Origin of the sequence: Desulfolutivibrio sp., assembly GCF_036584575.1 — a bacterium.
In the GTDB taxonomy this organism is placed as follows: Bacteria; Desulfobacterota; Desulfovibrionia; order Desulfovibrionales; family Desulfovibrionaceae; genus Desulfolutivibrio.
The window spans coordinates 18,069-34,751 of record NZ_JAZHDB010000194.1 but is presented as its reverse complement, the minus strand read 5'-3'; the positions used below and the strand labels follow the sequence as shown (position 1 = coordinate 34,751).

General features: G+C 58.4%; 12 protein-coding genes. 10 read left to right on the top strand and 2 right to left on the bottom strand.

Annotation, left to right across the window (positions count from 1 at the left end; genetic code table 11):
- Positions 1-31: 31 nt before the first annotated feature.
- The 7 genes from V3572_RS13905 to V3572_RS13875 all read left to right on the top strand — a co-directional run bounded on the left by V3572_RS13905 (position 32) and on the right by V3572_RS13875 (position 10,467).
- The gene (locus tag V3572_RS13905; RefSeq protein ID WP_332111614.1) at positions 32-1,810 is read left to right on the top strand and encodes a CgeB family protein; all 1,779 of its coding nucleotides are present in this window, start codon (positions 32-34) and stop codon (positions 1,808-1,810) included.
- A 3-nt stretch (positions 1,811-1,813) separates the two neighbouring features.
- The gene (locus V3572_RS13900) at positions 1,814-3,547 is read left to right on the top strand and encodes a glycosyltransferase (protein ID WP_332111613.1); all 1,734 of its coding nucleotides are present in this window, start codon (positions 1,814-1,816) and stop codon (positions 3,545-3,547) included.
- A complete protein-coding gene (locus tag V3572_RS13895; RefSeq protein ID WP_332111612.1) occupies positions 3,544-4,983 on the top strand; it encodes a glycosyltransferase family 9 protein in 1,440 nt (479 codons plus the stop codon). The genes V3572_RS13900 and V3572_RS13895 overlap by 4 nt, the downstream gene beginning before the upstream one ends.
- A gap of 108 nt (positions 4,984-5,091) precedes the next feature.
- Positions 5,092-7,020: a flagellar hook-length control protein FliK gene (locus V3572_RS13890; RefSeq protein WP_332111611.1), complete on the top strand. Its 1,929-nt coding sequence runs from the start codon at positions 5,092-5,094 to the stop codon at positions 7,018-7,020.
- Positions 7,021-7,037: 17 nt separating this feature from the next.
- On the top strand, positions 7,038-7,739 hold the full coding sequence (locus tag V3572_RS13885) for a flagellar hook assembly protein FlgD (RefSeq protein ID WP_332111610.1): 702 nt from the start codon (positions 7,038-7,040) through the stop codon (positions 7,737-7,739).
- Between the two features lie 45 nt (positions 7,740-7,784).
- Positions 7,785-9,449: a flagellar hook protein FlgE gene (locus V3572_RS13880; protein WP_332111609.1), complete on the top strand. Its 1,665-nt coding sequence runs from the start codon at positions 7,785-7,787 to the stop codon at positions 9,447-9,449.
- A 154-nt stretch (positions 9,450-9,603) separates the two neighbouring features.
- Positions 9,604-10,467 (top strand): YihY/virulence factor BrkB family protein, encoded by an 864-nt coding sequence (locus V3572_RS13875; protein WP_332111608.1) that lies wholly within the window; start codon positions 9,604-9,606, stop codon positions 10,465-10,467.
- 409 nt (positions 10,468-10,876) lie between these two features.
- Here V3572_RS13875 and V3572_RS13870 read toward each other — a convergent pair whose 3' ends face one another.
- A complete protein-coding gene (locus tag V3572_RS13870; RefSeq protein ID WP_332111607.1) occupies positions 10,877-13,372 on the bottom strand; it encodes an AAA family ATPase in 2,496 nt (831 codons plus the stop codon).
- Positions 13,365-13,592 (bottom strand): hypothetical protein, encoded by a 228-nt coding sequence (locus tag V3572_RS13865; protein WP_332111606.1) that lies wholly within the window; start codon positions 13,590-13,592, stop codon positions 13,365-13,367. The genes V3572_RS13870 and V3572_RS13865 overlap by 8 nt, the downstream gene beginning before the upstream one ends.
- 607 nt (positions 13,593-14,199) lie before the next feature.
- Here V3572_RS13865 and V3572_RS13860 point away from each other — a divergent pair.
- The 3 genes from V3572_RS13860 to V3572_RS13850 all read left to right on the top strand — a co-directional run bounded on the left by V3572_RS13860 (position 14,200) and on the right by V3572_RS13850 (position 16,673).
- Complete coding sequence (locus tag V3572_RS13860; RefSeq protein ID WP_332111605.1) at positions 14,200-15,399, top strand: tyrosine-type recombinase/integrase; 1,200 nt, start codon at positions 14,200-14,202, stop codon at positions 15,397-15,399.
- A 102-nt stretch (positions 15,400-15,501) separates the two neighbouring features.
- Positions 15,502-16,377, top strand: coding sequence for a hypothetical protein (locus tag V3572_RS13855; RefSeq protein WP_332111604.1), 876 nt, complete (start codon positions 15,502-15,504; stop codon positions 16,375-16,377).
- A gap of 62 nt (positions 16,378-16,439) precedes the next feature.
- Complete coding sequence (locus V3572_RS13850) at positions 16,440-16,673, top strand: helix-turn-helix transcriptional regulator (RefSeq protein ID WP_332111603.1); 234 nt, start codon at positions 16,440-16,442, stop codon at positions 16,671-16,673.
- Positions 16,674-16,683 lie beyond the last annotated feature (10 nt).

The window sequence follows — 16,683 nt, the reverse complement described above, 5'->3', positions numbered from 1 at the left end:
TCCGCGCCCCGGCATATGGACCGCGCCGCGCATGACCGATCCCTGGCCCTATGAGGCGGCGGCCGTCAGCCACGACGGCGCGCTCACGGACATCCGGCTGACCCAGGCCGGAAAAACTCGCCATCTTTTCGGCCGAAGCGCCCGCAGCGGCGAATTGCGCCTCCTGGACAGCCTTGCCGCAAAATCCCCCCTTGTCGCCTCCTCCGGAGGGTCAGCCGTGTTGCCGGTGCTCGTCGGGTCCGGGCTGGGCCATGCCCTGGCCGCCCTGCTCGGGGACGCCCCGGCCGTCGCCGCCCCCCCTGTGCTGCCGCGTCTGGCGGTGGTGGACCGCGAGGCCCCGCTCCTGGACATCACGGGGCTTGACCGGGCCGCCGCCGCCGATCCCCGGGTGGTGTGGTTCGACGACCCGGACCCGGAGGCGGTCCTGGCCGCGATTGACGCGCTGTGCGCCACAACGGGGCGCGTCCCCGTCCCCCTGGTCCTGCCCGCCTACCAGCGCCTGGACCCCGGCTATTACGGGGCCGTCCTGCACGGGCTCAACTCCCGGACCCGGGCCGCCGCCCCGGCCGCCAGACCCGGCCGCGATCCTTTTTCCGCCTGCCGGTATCCCCGCTTTGCCGGGGATGCGCCCCGGGTGTTGCTTCTGAGCTCACGGCTTTTTCTCTCTGGCGAGGTCGTGGCCGCCTGCGGCCGCCTGGGCGTGCCCTGCCGGTATGCCCAGGTCGGCGCGGACGAACTGGACGCCGAGGCCTTCCTGGCCCGGGTCGCGGCGGACGTGGCCGATTTCCGGCCCGATTTCATCCTGACCTTCAATCATTTGGGCCTGGATCGCGAGGGGTACCTCACGGATCTGTTGTCCCGCCTGGAACTGCCCCTGGCCTCCTGGTTCGCGGACAATCCGGAACTGATCCTGGGAAACTACGTCCGGCCCTTCCCGAGCCATGCGGCGGCCTTCACCTGGGACGCGGACACCGTGCCCTTTTTGGCGCAAAGCGGCTGCGGCAACGTCTTCCACCTGCCCCTGGCCGCCGACGTGACCCGCTTTCGGCCGAAAAAGGACCGTGATCCCGGCCATGCCCTGGCCGCCAGGGTGTCTTTCGTGGGCAACTCCATGCTGGCCAAGACCCGGACGCGGCTGGCCCACGCCGCGCCCCATCCCGATCTGGCGGCAAAGCTGTCGGACATCGCCTGCGGTTTCGGCCAAAGCCCCGATCGATCCGTGCCCGCCTTCCTGGCCTCCCGGCATCCGGATATGCTTGCCCATTACCAATCCCTTTCCGGCCCCGACCGCACCCTGGCCTTCGAGACCGCCGTGGTCTGGGAGGCCACCCGCCTGTACCGACGGGACTGCCTGGCCCGGGTCATGCCCTTTTTCCCCACCATCGTGGGCGACGCGGGCTGGCTGGAAACCTTTGCAGACGAGGGACGCCGGTGGCGGCGGCTGCCGGAGATGGCCTATTACGACCAGTTGCCCGATTTTTATCCCCGCAGCGAGGTCAACCTCAACATCACCAGCCGCCAGATGAAGGGCGCGGTCAACCAGCGGGTTTTCGACGTGCCGGCCTGCGGCGCGTTTCTTCTCACCGACCGTCAGGAACAGATGGACGCCCTGTTCGATCCGGACCGGGAATCCGCCATCTATGCCCACCCGGACGAACTGCCGGACCTGGTCCGCCATTATCTGGGGCGTCCCGACGAACGTCGCCGCATCGCCCTGGCCGCCAGACGCCGCATCCTGGCCGAGCACACCTACGACCGGCGCATGGAGACGCTTTTTGCCGTCATGCGCCGCCTTTTCGCCACAGGATGAGCCATGGATGTCTTCGCGCCCGTCTCCACCGTTCCCGAACCCCTGCTGCGCGCCCTGCTGGTGGGCGGCGACGGCAGTCCTGAGCTTGTCCGGGCCGCCGCCCTGGCCGAGGCCCTGGCCGATGGCCCGGCAGCGGGGCAGGGCGGCATGCCGCCCCAGGAACTGCATCGTCTGGCCTGCGACCTGCGACAGGCCGCCTGGGAGGCCGACCCCCTAAACGGTTCCCTGGCCGCCTCCGTCCTGGCCCTGGACGTCGCCCGGCCCTTCCTGGACGAGGCGCGCCGCCGCGTGCTGGCGGCCGTGTCCGGCCAGGACAGGCCGCCCGCCGATGTCCGCTATTTTGCCCGGCTCCTGGAACGGCGCGAGCACGACAAGACCATGGCCTTCCTGTTCGGCCGCCTGGAGGCCGAGCCCGGCAACCTCCACTGGCTGCGCCACCTGGCCTCCCTGGCCCTGGCGGCCGGGGATTTCGACGCCGCCGCCCGGGCCTCCGCCCATCTACGTCATAGCCCGCTGGGCGTCCTGGCCCCGCTGGCCTTTCTGGCGGATCGCATCGATGCCGACGCGGCCTTTTTGCACCACGACTTCGCCCTGGCCGAACGCCAGTATGCCGCCGCCAGCGCCGTCCTCCCCATGGGGGCGACGCGGACACGCCGGGCCGAGGCCCTGCTGCGGCTGGGACGTCGCGACGAGGCCGTCTCCCTGCTCGGCCGGGATTTCGCCACGCATCCGTTCAATGTGACCACGCTTTTGCGCCTGCACGACCTGGCCCTTGGCCTGGACCGGACCAGGGCGACCCTTCCCGGCGCTCTGGCCCTTTTGCTCTATACCTGCAACAAGGCCGCCGATCTGGACAACACCCTGGCCAGCCTGGCCGGGGCCGACCTGTCCTTCGCCCTGGGAACGCGCATCGTGGTTCTGGACAACGGGTCCGCCGACGCCACGGCCGACGTGGTCACGGCCTGGATCGACCGGCTGGGTCCGGATGTGCTTTCGCGGGTCGATCTGCCGGTCAACATCGGGGCGCCTGCGGCCCGCAACTGGCTGGCGCGCCATCCGGCGACCCAGGGTGCGGCCTATGCCGCCTACCTCGACGACGACGCCGATGTCCCCCGGGATTTCCTGGGCCGACTCGCCGCCGCCGTCCAGGCCTTCCCCAAGGCCGGGGTCTACGGATGCCGGGTGGTGGACGCAGCCCATCCCGCCCACATCCAAAGCGCGGATCTGTTTCTCGAACCCCTGCCCGAGCCGCCCGGCGAACCGGCGTTTTCCCGGGCCTTCGAGATCTCCCGGGCTCATCTGCATTCCCTGGACATGGGCCGCTTTGACTACCTGCGGCCCTGCGCCTCGGTCACCGGCTGCTGCCATCTGTTCTCCACCGCCCTGTTGCGCACGGCGGGCGACTTCGACATCCGCCTGTCGCCCTCCCAATACGACGATCTGGACCATGATTTCCGCTGTCTTTTGGCGGGCCATGTCCCCATCTACCAGGGGCATCTGCGCGTCCTGCACCGCAAGCGCACGGGCAGCCAGGGCCGACCCGGCGGCAGCCAGTATTCCACGGGCTTCGCCAACCAGTTCAAGCTGCACCAGTTCTATTCCCGGGATCAGTTCGCGGCCATGGCCGAGGCCGCCTTCCAGGCCGCCCGCCTGGACGCCGCCGTCAAATGGACCTGGATTGCGGAACAGGTGCATGTCCCGGCTGCCGCGCCGGGCCAGGCGGGGGGGCAGGCGTGAGGATTCTGGTCTTCCAGATGCAGCGGATGGGCGACCTGATCCTGTCTTTCCCGCTGTTTTTATGGCTGACCCGGGCCTATCCGGGGGCGGCGATCCGGGTGGTGGGCGAACCTGGGTTTTTCGGGCCGCTGTCCGCCCTAGGCCCGGCCGTGGACTATGTGGGCTGGGATGGCGGCGGCCGGGTCGCGGCCCATGAATATGACATGGTGATCAACCTGAGCCATCGACCCGAGGCGGCGGAATTGGCCGGGAAGGCCGCCGCGCCGCGCAAGGCGGGCCTGGTCATGGAGGAGGGCGGCGTGCTCAGGATGCACGGGGACTGGCAGCTCTACCGGGCCTCGCTGGTGCGCAACAATCGCCACAACCGCTTCCACTGGGCGGACCTCAACGCCCTGGACGTGATTCCCCGGGAGATGATCGCGGCGACGCGCTGGGACGCGCCGCGCCAACTGGCGGGGCAGGATGGCCAGGTGGGGGTGTTTCTCGGCGCCAGCCAGCCGGAAAAGCGTCCGGATGCGGCCTTTTGGGGAAGCCTGGCCCGGGAACTGGCCCGGCGGGGGCTTAGGCCGGTGCTCCTGGGAGGTCCGGCGGAACGGGAGCTTGGCCGGGAGGTCAAGCGGCTGTGCGGCGGGGCGGCCCTCGAATATTGCGGGCGGCTGGGGCTGGCCGAGCTGGCCAAGGTGTTGCAGACCTTTCATCTGCTGATCACCCCGGATACCGGTCCCATGCATCTGGCGGCCTGGACTGGATGCCGGGTGCTCAACCTGTCCATGGGGCCGGTGAATCCCTGGGAGACGGGGCCGTACCAGCCGGGGCATTTCGTCTTGCGGGGTGCGGTGAGTTGCCGGGGCTGCTGGGAATGCTCCCGGTCGCCCATGCCGTGCCGTGCGGCCTTCGATCCGGCCCGGGTGGCCTATGCCGCCTGGCGCATGGTGCGGGGGGAGAGCCGACGTCTTGCCGGGACTGCCGGGACTGCCGGGACGGGGCTGTCGGGGATGGATCTTTTCCAGGTGGCCCGGGATGATCGGGGATTGTACCGGCTTGAGGCCGTTTCCGGACGGCCGTCCCTGGCCGGGGAGGCCCTGGGAAGGTTTTGGTCGGAGATGTTCGGGCATTTTTTCGGCCTCGGAGATATTTCCCGGCCGCACAGGGCATGGGATGAGCTGGCGCGCAGCCTGCCCCGGCTGGCCGCGGCCTTTGTCCGAACCCTGCCGCGCCTGGGGGGATTTTTGCGGGCCGGGATATCGGGGCGGGGGGATTTTTCCGACGAGTCGTTTTGGGCCGGATTTCCTCCCTTTGTGCGCCCCTTGACCGGATACCTGCACCTCTTTTTGCAAAACGGCGATTTTTCCAGCGAGGCGGGGCGGATATGCCTGGAGAGGGTGTCCTGGGTGGCGCAGGCGACGTCCGGTCCTTCCGGCCTCCCTCCCGGCTGAGGGAAAAAAGTGCCCCGATGGTGGGGAGCGCGATTTGAAATGGCCTGGAATTCCAGGCTATTTTTTTTGGAACGGCTCTTGAAGTTTCTTTGCCCCAGGAGACCGACCATGCAGATTTTGCCCTCATCAGACGAAACTCGAGCCAAGGCAGGGCTTGAGACCCTCGGCGGGCTTGACCCCCAGGCCTATCGCAAGCAGGCCAACGCCTTCAGTTCGTATTTCGACGCCTGCCTGAACGAAACCACCGATTCTTCAGGACAAAATATCGCCACGACCAGTCGCAAGAGCGAATCTTCCGCCAACGCGGCCAACACGGCCACCCTGGCCACCTCCGGGCTGTTGTCCGCCGGGCTCGGAAATGTGGTTTCCGATCCCACCAACGTGCGCATGACCAAGGAAGATTTTGCCCAACTCAAGGCCAGCCTCTCCAAGAGCGGGATCAGCGACAAGGATATCGAGGAGCTTGAGGCCCGGATCGACACCCCTCAGGGACTGACCTGGGGCTCGTTTATGACGTTTTTGCAGGACAAGATCGTCGCCAGCCAGCCTAGCGCCCTGAGTGCGGAGAGCAAGCGCCAGGTGCAGAGCTTTCTGGGCAAGATCGGGTTTACCCCCGGCGAATCGTCCCAGTTGATGACGGAACTGGAGCAGGGACAGACCACCAAGGCCTGGAGTTCCATCTCCTCCAAGCTTTCGTCCCTGTCTGCCGAGACCACCCTGACCGTCACCCCGGGGGAGGCCCAGGCCCTGGCCCAGGCCTTGGGATTGTCCACGAGCGCTCAGACCCGGTTGTCGGAACTTTTTTCCCGTCTTGAGGACAGCGAACTGGTCGGTCGGGACATCAAGACCGCCCTTTTGGCCATCACCGCCGAGGTTAAGGATCAGGCCGCGACCGAGAGCAAGGCCCTGGCCGGGATGAAGGAACTGGCCTCCCAGGTGTTCGTGGCGGCGCAGAAGCGGGAATTTGGCCAGACCCTTTCCGATTCCCGGGAGGATCAGGTGGCCAGAAAGGCCATGTTGGCCCGGGAAATGGCCTCGCGCGGGGCCGATGAGAACGACGGGAGCACGTCGTCGGGCACGAAGAGCGTGGCCGATCTGGGCTTTGCCTTCACGGAAGAGGCCGAGGCCTCGACCAAGACCGCCAAGGGGCAGGCCCAGAGCGCCACGGAAGGCCAATCGGTCGCCCAAAAGCGCGTGACGTTGTCCGAGGACAGCCAGGGGGCCGATCCTCAGGGTCAGTCCGGCGCATCCGGAAACGGGAAGGGCTTTTTGGGGAATGGGAGCGCAAGCGGAAACCAGAACGGGACCACGGACGAACGGAGCGCGAAGGAACGCGCCACGGCGAGCCGGGAACAGGCAGGGCTTGGCGACACGAAGGCCCAGAAGGATTCCGGCGCGTCCTCAACGGATGCCGACTGGACGGGATTTTGGAGCAAGATCGGCCTGGATGCCAGCGCGACCAAGCATTCGGGGACGGAGGCGACGCTTACGGACGCCTTGGCGGGCATCACTTCCTCCCAGGTCTCCCCGCGCATGGCCCAGGCAGAAAATTCCCAGAGCACGAATTCTTCCGTCTCTTCCGACGTGCTGCGTCAGGTCGAGAACGGGATGCTCAAGAACCTGGGGCAGGGGGCGAATCGCCTCACCCTGAACCTGACGCCGGATGAACTGGGTTCGGTCACCGTGATGCTGACGGTCAAGGACAAGGACGTCCAGGCGGTCATCAGGGCCGAAACCCCGGAAGCAGCCAAAATTTTAAGCGAAAACATGGTGAAGGTCCGCGAGTGCCTCGAACAGCAGGGGCTCAAGGTCAGCAAGCTTGATGTGCAGACCAACCTGGCCCAGCAGCAGGATCAGTCCGCCTGGCAGGGCGCCAATCAGCACAATGAAGCCCGGCGGCAGCAGGAAGAATCGGATATGCGGCGTACCGCCTTGAGGATTTTGGGAATGGGCTCGCTTGGGGCGACAGATGTGACGACGGATACGGTATCTTCCGCCATGGCGACGCGTAACGAAGGTGTGGACGTTTTTGCGTAACATCCTGGAGGGTGGTTATGTCTTCAGTATCGAGCCTTCTTGACTCCTCGTATACGACGGATACGTCAACGACCACCAGCTCATCGACCACGGATCTGGGGAAGGAGGCCTTTTTGCAACTCCTTTTGACCCAGCTTACCTATCAGGATCCTCTCGATCCCATGGACGACCAGGATTTCGTGGCCCAGTTGGCGCAATTTTCGAGCCTGGAACAGCTCACCAACATCAGCACCGGCATCACCGAGCTCAATGAGAACGTCCTCGAAAACCAGATGTTCTCGGCGGTCCAGTTCATCGGCAAGACCATCCGGGCCTCGGGCGAGTCGATCCAGCTTGAGGAAGGGGAGGCCAGCACCATCCACTATACGATTGAGACCGACGCCGAAACGGTGTTGGCCAACGTGCTCGACGAGGATGGCAATGTGGTGCGCACGGTGGATTTGGGCGGCATGAACGCGGGTGAATACGATTTCGTCTGGGACGGCATGGATAGCGACGGCAACGTCATGGACGACGGCGTCTACACGGTGACCATCATGACCCAGGATGCCGACGGCAACGCCGGTGTGGCCAGCACGGAGATTGAAGGCAAGGTCACCGGTGTCGAGAGTTCCGATGGAACCTATTACCTGCGGGTTGGCGACGTTTTGGTGGCCTTTAGCAACATTACGGAAATTGTCGATGAAGATGAAGTCGCAACGGATGAAGCCACTTCATAACAATGGATTTGATATTTTTTTGATGACGAAGAGAGGAGGTATACAATGGGACTGAGTTCTTCCATGTGGGCTGGGGTGACGGGACTGCTTGCCCATGGGCAGCGGATGGGGCTTATCAGCAACAATTTAGCGAACGTGAACACCGTGGCCTATAAGGGATCCAATATGTATTTCGAGGATCTCATCAGCCAGGATATCGGGACGTCGGCCGGCGTCGCCCAGATCGGCACCGGCGTGACCATCGGCGCCGTCTATGCCGACCTGAGCCAGGGCGGCTTCGAGACCACCACCGATGCCCTGGACATGGCCATCGGCGGCAACGGCTATTACATCGTCAAGGAAAAGACCTCCACCGGTGAAAACGGGCAGGCCTTGAGCAGCGGGAACCTGACCTCCTACTATACCAGGGCCGGGAACTTCCGCTTCGACAACGACGGGTATCTTGTCGACACCAACGGCTACGTGGTGCAGGGCTGGGAAGTGGACAACGCCAAGATTCGCAGCAACGAGGCCTCGGGCATCACCACCACCCAGGTGCCCATCAAGGGGTCGATCAAGGACATCAAACTCGACCAGTTCCAGATTCCGGCCCAGGCCACCCAGAACATGACCGTCACCACCCAGCTCGATTCGGCTGAGACGGACCATGCCACCAGCGATACGGACCCGTTTTTCGCCATGGCCACCCTGTGGGATGGGCAGAATGTGCTTGACGACGAGGATGCCCTGGCGGATACGGCCTTCGCCTATCAGACCACCATGAAGGTCTACGACCAAAATGGCACGTCCCACAACATCACCATCTATTACGACAAGGTCACGGTCAGCAACTCCGGCGGCAAGTCCTACTGGGAATACATCGTCACCTGCGATCCCCTGGAAGACGGCCGGACCCTGCCCGACAGCAATGGGGGCCTCGCGGTCAGCACCACCGACACGGCCGGCCTGCTGATGATGGGCACCCTGACCTTCGACGCCTCGGGCAACCTGGAGAACACCAGCGCCTATACCCTCAAGGCCGACGCCACGGCCTCCGGCGGCTCGGTCAACCTCAATCAGTGGACCCCGGCGGAAATCAATGCCAGCGGCTATCCCGAGTTCACGGCGAACTTCCGGTCGGTGTCCGGCGGCAGCGCCACCGATTCGGCCAACGCCGTCAACATCGCCCTGAACATGGGCATCCGCAACACCACCGGATTCACGGGCGGGGCCGCCACGGCCGCCGGCGTCGGCACGTCGCAAACCAATCTGACGGGGTTTGACTCCGCCACCACAAAGTTCAACACCAACATCACCACCAGCAACAGCACGTCCTCGACCACCCTGTTCAACTCCCAGGACGGCTATACCGCAGGCATGCTCACCGGGGTGTCCGTGGACCAGGACGGCGTGCTCACCGGGACGTTTTCCAACGGACAGACCATGGAGCTCTACGCCATCGCCCTGGCGGATTTCAGCAACTCCTACGGCCTGAGCCGGGCCGGAAGCAACCTGTTCACCGAGACCATCGACTCGGGGCAGCCCACCACCGGCCGGGCCAATACCGGCCGCCTGGGCACGATCTCCGGCAACACCCTGGAGACCTCGAACGTGGACCTGGCTTCGGAAATGGTGGACATGATCCTCACCCAGCGCGGCTTCCAGGCCAACAGCAAGACCATCACCACCGTGGACACCATGTTGGCGGAAGTCATCCAGCTCAAGCGGTAACCGGCAGACCTCCCTCTCGTCGAAAGGCCCGTCCCCGTTGTGGGGGCGGGCCTTTTTGCGCCAAATCCGCCCCATTTTGCGGGTCGGCCGTGGGGCCCGCTCCCTTGTCCGTCGCTTTCCAAATACGGCGAAATGCGGCAGGGAAGGAGGAGCCATGAACACGACCGCAATCGATATTCTCCGCACCGCCCGGGCGGCCACCCGGGATTTTTTTCGCTACCAGGGCCTGACCCAGGCGGCGGCGTTGGCGTTTTACGCCCTGATCTCGTTTATCCCCATGGGATTTTTGCTCATTTCCCTGCATGGGATGCTGGTGGGGGACACCTGGGAGGCCCAGCTTTTGGTGAAGCAACATCTGGGCGAGGTGGCGCCGTGGGCGGACGATCTGCTGGTCGGGCGCATGCGGCGATTGGTGTGGGCCGCACCGCATCTGCGCTGGCCGAGCCTGGTCTTTATCGCCTGGACGTCCTGCCTGTTTTTTTCGGCGCTGCGCGGCGCCTTGCGCCATCCCTGGAAGGGCGGCGAGGAGCGGGTGTCACTGCTGCTGCGGGCGGCGGCCTGGTTGGGCGGGCCGGTGGTCAGCGGGCTTTTGACGGCGGTGCTCACGGGGCTTTTGGTCCTGGCCCATACCTCGGAGGAGATTTTCCCCAGCGGGCGGCTGTGGGGGGAGGCCTTGCGAGTGGTATGGTCGCTTTGCTGCCTGGCCACGCTGTTTTTTTGCATCTATGCCCTGGGCCTGCCGCATATCCGGCCGCTGCGGGCGGCGGGGCCGTTGTGCCTGGGGCTGGCCGTAGCGGCCTATGCGGTGACGGCGGTTTTCACCTGGTTCGTGACGGCCATGCCGCGCTACAACATGGTCTACGGGTCGTTGGCCGGGGCGGTGCTGTTCGTTTTGTGGCTGCACTACAGCACGGCGGTCATCCTCTGGGGTGGGCATTTTCTGCGCATCTGGCGGCAGGGGCACGCCCCGAAGAAGTATGGGCGGTGGTTTCGACTGCGGCGCAAGAGAAAGGACTGAGCACCCGGCGGCGTAGCCGCGTTTGGGGCGCGGCAAGAGGATGCCGGGCGCGTTCGCCCGGATGCTCGGGAACGCACAAGCCAGGGAGCCGTCCTCACGTATTGATTGGGCCGGACGAAGCGGACGGCGGTGGGGCGATTAAAGAAATCGGCCAAAAACTTTAATCCTGCGGGGTGGGATTAAAGTTAGCTTTAATCGGTTCCTCCCGGCCAGACCCGGCAGAGCGTCCGGGTTGGTCAGTTATTAGCCTGGACGGCCCGGCCGGTGAAAGGTCAGATGGAGTGCAGGTGATAACCATCTCAGCACAGTATATACTGCCGTGGACCAGGGTAGCGCATCAAGAAAGCAGTCTCATAAAACGTTTGCTCACAACCCCAACTTCAGCAAATAATATACTGCTACTTGCCTTTCACGCAGTACTAGCTGAACCAACAACGTCGATACAAAGCTCTAGTTGAGCTTCACAAGTACCGCAAGCACAAACCGGCTTCTTCAAATTACTTGGCCGCTTAAACCTACTTTTGCCACATTTTTTACAAAAAAAACTTCTTTTAAAAGCTATAAATTCTTCCCAACGCGCTTTCTCATCGCCGAGAGATCCACATCCATGAGGATTATCTTGAAAATGGCTGCCAAAATTTTCCACCTCTCCTTTCTGAAGAGTATTAAGAAAGCGATTAGCTACTCCTGGCACTATAGGCTGTGTCAACTTTGCATCTTTAAGAAAACTAGCAAGAGCCGAAGCAAGTTCACTACGTTCATAAGAATACGCTCTGTCTAGAGGCCGTATGCGAACGCTAACACCAAAATCTCGACAAATACTTAACAGCCATTCTTCTTCAGCTTGACGCATCTCGTTTGCCGCCGACTGCCCTTCAGCCCAACGAGCTTCAATCATTTCATCACTAATTTTATGGTCCGCAAATCGGGGGCCATAAGTCGGGTCAAGGTCAGTGATTCTTGTAAAATGCCAACCACACTCTCCAAGTTGATCTTTTAGGTAACAGAAAAAACGCTCATCATGTGTAGTAATTAAGACTTGATAGCCAACAAAGTATATGGCAAGCAGCTTCGCAATATTACGACGATGATCAGAATCATAAGATGTGACAATGTCATCGAGTATAACAATCGGTGCATCATGGTTAAAATGCTTAATTGCAGCCAACTGCAATGCTAACGCTACTGAATGAATCTGAGAATCACTAAGATAGCCGCTAGGCTGGACACTTGGACGATTTTCAGCAAAATCGATTACCAGACTCAGCCGCTGTTGGTTTGTTTCGTCCTCTGGCGGCAGTTCCAGACGAATCGGCACGGCGCTGTCCCCTTGGATCAGTCGATAAATTTCATTTATAGGAGATTGCAACTTATCCAGAAGCGATTCGACCTTTTTTCGAATTTCAGTCGAAATCATGGTTGCCTGCTCGGACAGAGCTCGTGAAATACCCTCAAGCTCCCTCTTAACGCCCAAAGCTAACTCCCGTTCTGCCTGTAATTCGATCAGGCGATCAATTTTTACTTTGGCTTTAGCATAAGTGTGATCACCTTGTTTTTCTTCAATCTTCGAGATGTCCTGGCCAAGCCTATCCAGCAACTTATTAATTGAGGCGACTAGCTTGCCAGACGCTGGCATTTCACCTTTTGACCAACTTAAAACGTCACTTTGATAGGTTTCAATATCGGACTTTAAAACTGCATCCTTGTCATCCAAAAGACCTACAAGCACGGGCAGGGCTGCAAGGAGTTTTGCTCGTGCATCACTTGTTGCAGTAATTGCCTTAGATAACTCATTTTTCGCTTTTGCATAGTCAGCTAGTTTGGCCATACTTTGAGAAATATAAGTATGAATCTCACCAATACTTCCAGCAGCTGTTTCTGCTATTGGTGTATTGCAAATAGGGCAAGCTTCTACAGGGACCGCACCGTCGGAGAAAAGCGGTTCCGCAGCCTTCCATAGAGCTGCAAAGGCAGAAGCTGATGCCTTTTTGCGCTCCTCCGCTTCCTTCGCTTTAGTAGATTCCAAATTAACAGCAGCCGTTTCGAAATCAAGTATTACGCCACTGAAAACCATTTGGCCGTCGTCATCATTAACAACATTTTCCCAAAGGGACGTAGCCGCCTTTAGTATTTGACGCAAGCCAGCAAGTCCAACCTCCTTCTCCTCTATCTCCGTACGAGCTTCTAATTCCAGATAGGCCGGATCTATTTTTGAAATCCGTGTCATTATTAATTTGGAATCCAGAGGTGAAAGAATAGAAATATTGACATAATTGAGCAACACAACATCATTCCAGTTCTTAACACTTTGAACTGTTTCTTTTGCTACCAAATCGTCAACATGATTAAGCGGAGAAACATCAGTTACAGCAGAATTAACATGAGAGCGTAATGCACGAATATTCTTTTGAACTTCAACAAGAGGATCAAGTTGCAGCCAGGCAGCCAACCTAGCGTATCGTTCTTGGGGCGTATCCACCTCTACAAAAGAGCGCAATGAATGGCCACGAATTATTGGGGTTGTTACAAAGCACCCTTTTAGTTTAACGATCGCTTCTGGAATAGGCCTCTTAGCTGCTGTCGCCAACCTCTTGCCGCTTTCAACAACTGCCCCTTGAACAACCTCGAAAGATACGGCCGGTTCAATATTCTTCTCATCAGCCAAATTATGTGCAAGAGCAACAACTCCAGCATTATTGTTGACAGCTCTCAACCCAAGTCGTTCTAGCGTTCCATCTTTGGACAACAGAAACTCTATTGCATCGACTATACTTGATTTTCCCTTTCCGTTTGGAGCAAAAACTGCCAAGCTTCGTTTTTTGCTAAAATTAAAAGTCTTGGGATGAAGATAGGCTCGAAATCCACTTAAAGAGAGTGATCGAAGGAAGTTATGAGATTCACTCATGGGTTGTTCTCTCTTCTATTATTGATTCGACTCGGTTAGTTGCTAGCGCAAGAATGTCCTTCATTGCTTGGACAACTACGTCTTGGGCTGGCGAAACTTTCAAAATATGTTCCTTGAGAATTTTTACGAGCTCTTTGTCTACATCGTCTTTACCTTCAAGACTTTCCCCCAAGGTGGCCAGAAAGACCTCTACAGTTCCCGAGCTCCCTTGATCTTCCATAGATTTCTTCCTTGTCACTGTATTGTTTGAACAACATATCAGATAAGCGCATAAATGCCCATGTTGAATAACGGCAGGTCCACTTGGAAATTACGAGAGCCCTCCCGCTAACGCAAGAACTCAGGCCTTCCCATTGAGGACGATATGCGTAAGGACGACATTTAAAAACAAATATAGCTGTAAAGTCAATCGAGCGAGACGATAAGATGCCCACCCGGCAGGCCTCCCAAGTTCAAGCCGATCCCCTGATTTTAGAAATAAGGGGTCGCCCCGGTTACTCACCCACCTGGGATCCCAGGCCAAGAGGCTGTCCACCCGGTTATCCAACGCAAAAAGGGATCAGATCTTTCGATCTGACCCCTTTTTAAATCTCTGGTCGGGATGAGAGGATTTGAACCTCCGACCCCCTGAACCCCATTCAGTTATTATAGCCTTCAGACAATTTCAGACTACTTACCAAACATATTGACATCAAGCGTTTTTTTCGATTAGACGCTTCACATGTCTTCAGTCAAATCCAGTCTATTTCACCTCAAATCGCGGGGCCAGAGCGGGGCCAATTTTTCCGCCTTGACCCCCTGAACAGATAAAAACAGGTCAGGAAGCCATGCCCAGAGAGTATGTGAAATCCAAATTCCCCGGCGTCCGGTATCGCGAGCACGCAACCCGCAAGCACGGGGTGAAGTTCGACCGGTACTATTTCATTCGCTACAAACTGGACGGCAAAGACAAGGAGGAGGGTTTAGGCTGGGCCTCGCAAGGCTGGACCGAGCAAAAAGCCGCCGCGCGGCTCGCCGAACTCAAAGAAAATCAACGCACAGGCCAAGGCCCTCGAACACTGCACGAGAAGCGCGTCATCGCCGACGAGAAGGCCAAACGCGAGGCCAAGGAAAAGGCGCGAACAGAACAGGCGGCCGTCACCTTTGGGTCTATTTTTTCTGGTCCCTACCTGGAGCACTCCCGACAGAACAAAAAGCCGAACTCCGTGGTCACGGAGAACGGGCTTTTCACGAAATGGATTGCTCCGGTCATTGGCGACGTCTCGTTGAAAGATATCTCCCCCTTTCATCTCGAACGAGTAATGAAAACCATGAATGACGCGGGCCTCACCCCACGAAGCGTCGCCTACGCCATGAGCGTTGTGCGCCAGGTCTACAATTTCGCGCGCGACCGCGAGCTGACCGAATGCCTATCGCCCACGAGCAAAGTTAAAACGCCCAAGACCGACAATCGACGTCTGCGCTTTCTGACGCACGAGGAGGCGAACAACCTTCTCGACTACCTTGCGCAGCGCGTTCCCGATCTTCACGATATTGCCCTACTCTGCCTCCACTGTGGCCTCCGTGCCGGGGAGATTTTCAACCTCACCTGGGGCGATGTGGACTTCAAGCGCGAGCTGCTGACCCTGCGCGACACTAAGAACGGCAAAACGCGCCCGGCGTTCATGACGAGCAGGGTTCGCGAAATCCTGACACAGAAATCAAAATACGCCGAGAGCGATCTCGTCTTTCCAGGCCGCGGCGGAGTCAAGCGAACGTACGTCTCAAACGCGTTTGAACGCGCCGTGCAGCATCTGGGATTCAATGAAGGAATCACAGATCACAGACAAAAAGTCGTCTTCCACACGCTCCGCCACACCTTCGCCTCGTGGCTCGTAGAGCAAGGGACGGACTTGTACAGCGTCAAAGAGCTCATGGGGCATTCGACCTTGTCAATGACGGAAAGATATAGTCACTTAGCACCTGACTCGTTGCGAAGAACTATAAAGTCCTTTGACGTGTCATTGGCCACGGCCAGTGCGCTTTAAAATGCTATTATTCTGGGCAGAAAGTCACGGTCCAAAAAAATTACAACATTCAAAAATACACAAAGCAGAATTAACACTTTAACCGGATGACTAGCACATCATATGCTCTACAGACTTCTGCAAGAATACTATGCAGTCTTCGACTGGAAAGCAAGGGCAAAAATAAGAATGTCAGATATGCATTATGCCTCTCTCGGCTTTGACGAAAACAAGGCTTACAGTATGGGGATTTTTAAATCCTTGATTTTCTCACAGCCACCTAATTTTGTGTTTGAACATCTCTCGGAGGAGACAGATGAAAAAGAGGTGGCGTTCTATATCTATGTCGATGATTTCTGTGAAGAGGCAAGGCTTTGGATAGATGCTCATTTAACACTGGCAGAAGAATTTGGAAAAGTATTTTGCAAAAAAAGAAATACAACAATGGAAGAATGCGATCTTCATGAAGATGAGTATTTGATAAATTCCGATGACGAGAATTCTTTTTTAGATTTGAGTACTGACAAAAAAGATTATATTAAAAGGTTAAAGTTTCTAGCTGCCGCTGATATGATCCAAAAGAAACAGCTTCTTGACAAAGCGAGATCGCAGGGAAGCATAGATAGGATAGCTTTATGTTCCTTCGCCATTGCTAGATCAATGTCTCAATTTTGTGCAATAAATTCAGTTAAAGATGGCACGAGCATGAACACTGGAAGAGGTAAAGGCGGAGAAGCTACAGGTGATCGAAATGGATACAAGCAACTTCTAGATCATTACAAACAGTTATATCCAAACAAATCACGGCAAAAGCTTTGGGACATAATCTGTCGTGACCTCCGAAAGAAACCTTTCTATACCCCTTGCGGGGAATATGAAATCCAGCTTTGGATTGATCCGGTCCATGACAATCATCAATTGGCACAGCTCAAAGATGGCAAATCAAATCGAAAGGTAAGATTTCGAACATTTAGAAGCAAAGAGTTTTTTGGCATGTAGCTAAGCTCTTTGCCAAATCGCCCTGGTAACCTGCCTACATATTCCATCAGGAGGTTACCCAGATGAAGCTTTCCCCGCATGATGTAAATTTCGCAGCGCTAATTAATTCGCTCCCGCCAATCGTGGCCCGCAAAGAGATTGACCGTTACCTCGGCGGCATGATCTCTAAGGGCTACCTAGCCAATCTCGATTCCGAGGGCCAAGGCCCAAAACGGATTCGTATCGGCCGACACGTCGGCTATCTTCGCGAAGACCTCATAGCTTGGCTGCAAGCAAGATCATCCCACATTGAGTAAAGCTGGGCGC

Bases quoted from the DNA above. Each gene is read 5' to 3' on its own strand.
- V3572_RS13905 (WP_332111614.1), top strand. From the start codon at position 32: ATGACCGATCCCTGGCCCTATGAGGCGGCGGCCGTCAGCCACGACGGC.
- V3572_RS13900 (WP_332111613.1), top strand. From the start codon at position 1,814: ATGGATGTCTTCGCGCCCGTCTCCACCGTTCCCGAACCCCTGCTGCGC.
- V3572_RS13890 (WP_332111611.1), top strand. From the start codon at position 5,092: ATGCAGATTTTGCCCTCATCAGACGAAACTCGAGCCAAGGCAGGGCTT.
- V3572_RS13885 (WP_332111610.1), top strand. From the start codon at position 7,038: ATGTCTTCAGTATCGAGCCTTCTTGACTCCTCGTATACGACGGATACG.
- V3572_RS13880 (WP_332111609.1), top strand. From the start codon at position 7,785: ATGGGACTGAGTTCTTCCATGTGGGCTGGGGTGACGGGACTGCTTGCC.
- V3572_RS13875 (WP_332111608.1), top strand. From the start codon at position 9,604: ATGAACACGACCGCAATCGATATTCTCCGCACCGCCCGGGCGGCCACC.
- V3572_RS13870 (WP_332111607.1), bottom strand. From the start codon at position 13,372: ATGAGTGAATCTCATAACTTCCTTCGATCACTCTCTTTAAGTGGATTT.
- V3572_RS13865 (WP_332111606.1), bottom strand. From the start codon at position 13,592: ATGGAAGATCAAGGGAGCTCGGGAACTGTAGAGGTCTTTCTGGCCACC.
- V3572_RS13860 (WP_332111605.1), top strand. From the start codon at position 14,200: ATGCCCAGAGAGTATGTGAAATCCAAATTCCCCGGCGTCCGGTATCGC.
- V3572_RS13855 (WP_332111604.1), top strand. From the start codon at position 15,502: ATGCTCTACAGACTTCTGCAAGAATACTATGCAGTCTTCGACTGGAAA.
- V3572_RS13850 (WP_332111603.1), top strand. From the start codon at position 16,440: ATGAAGCTTTCCCCGCATGATGTAAATTTCGCAGCGCTAATTAATTCG.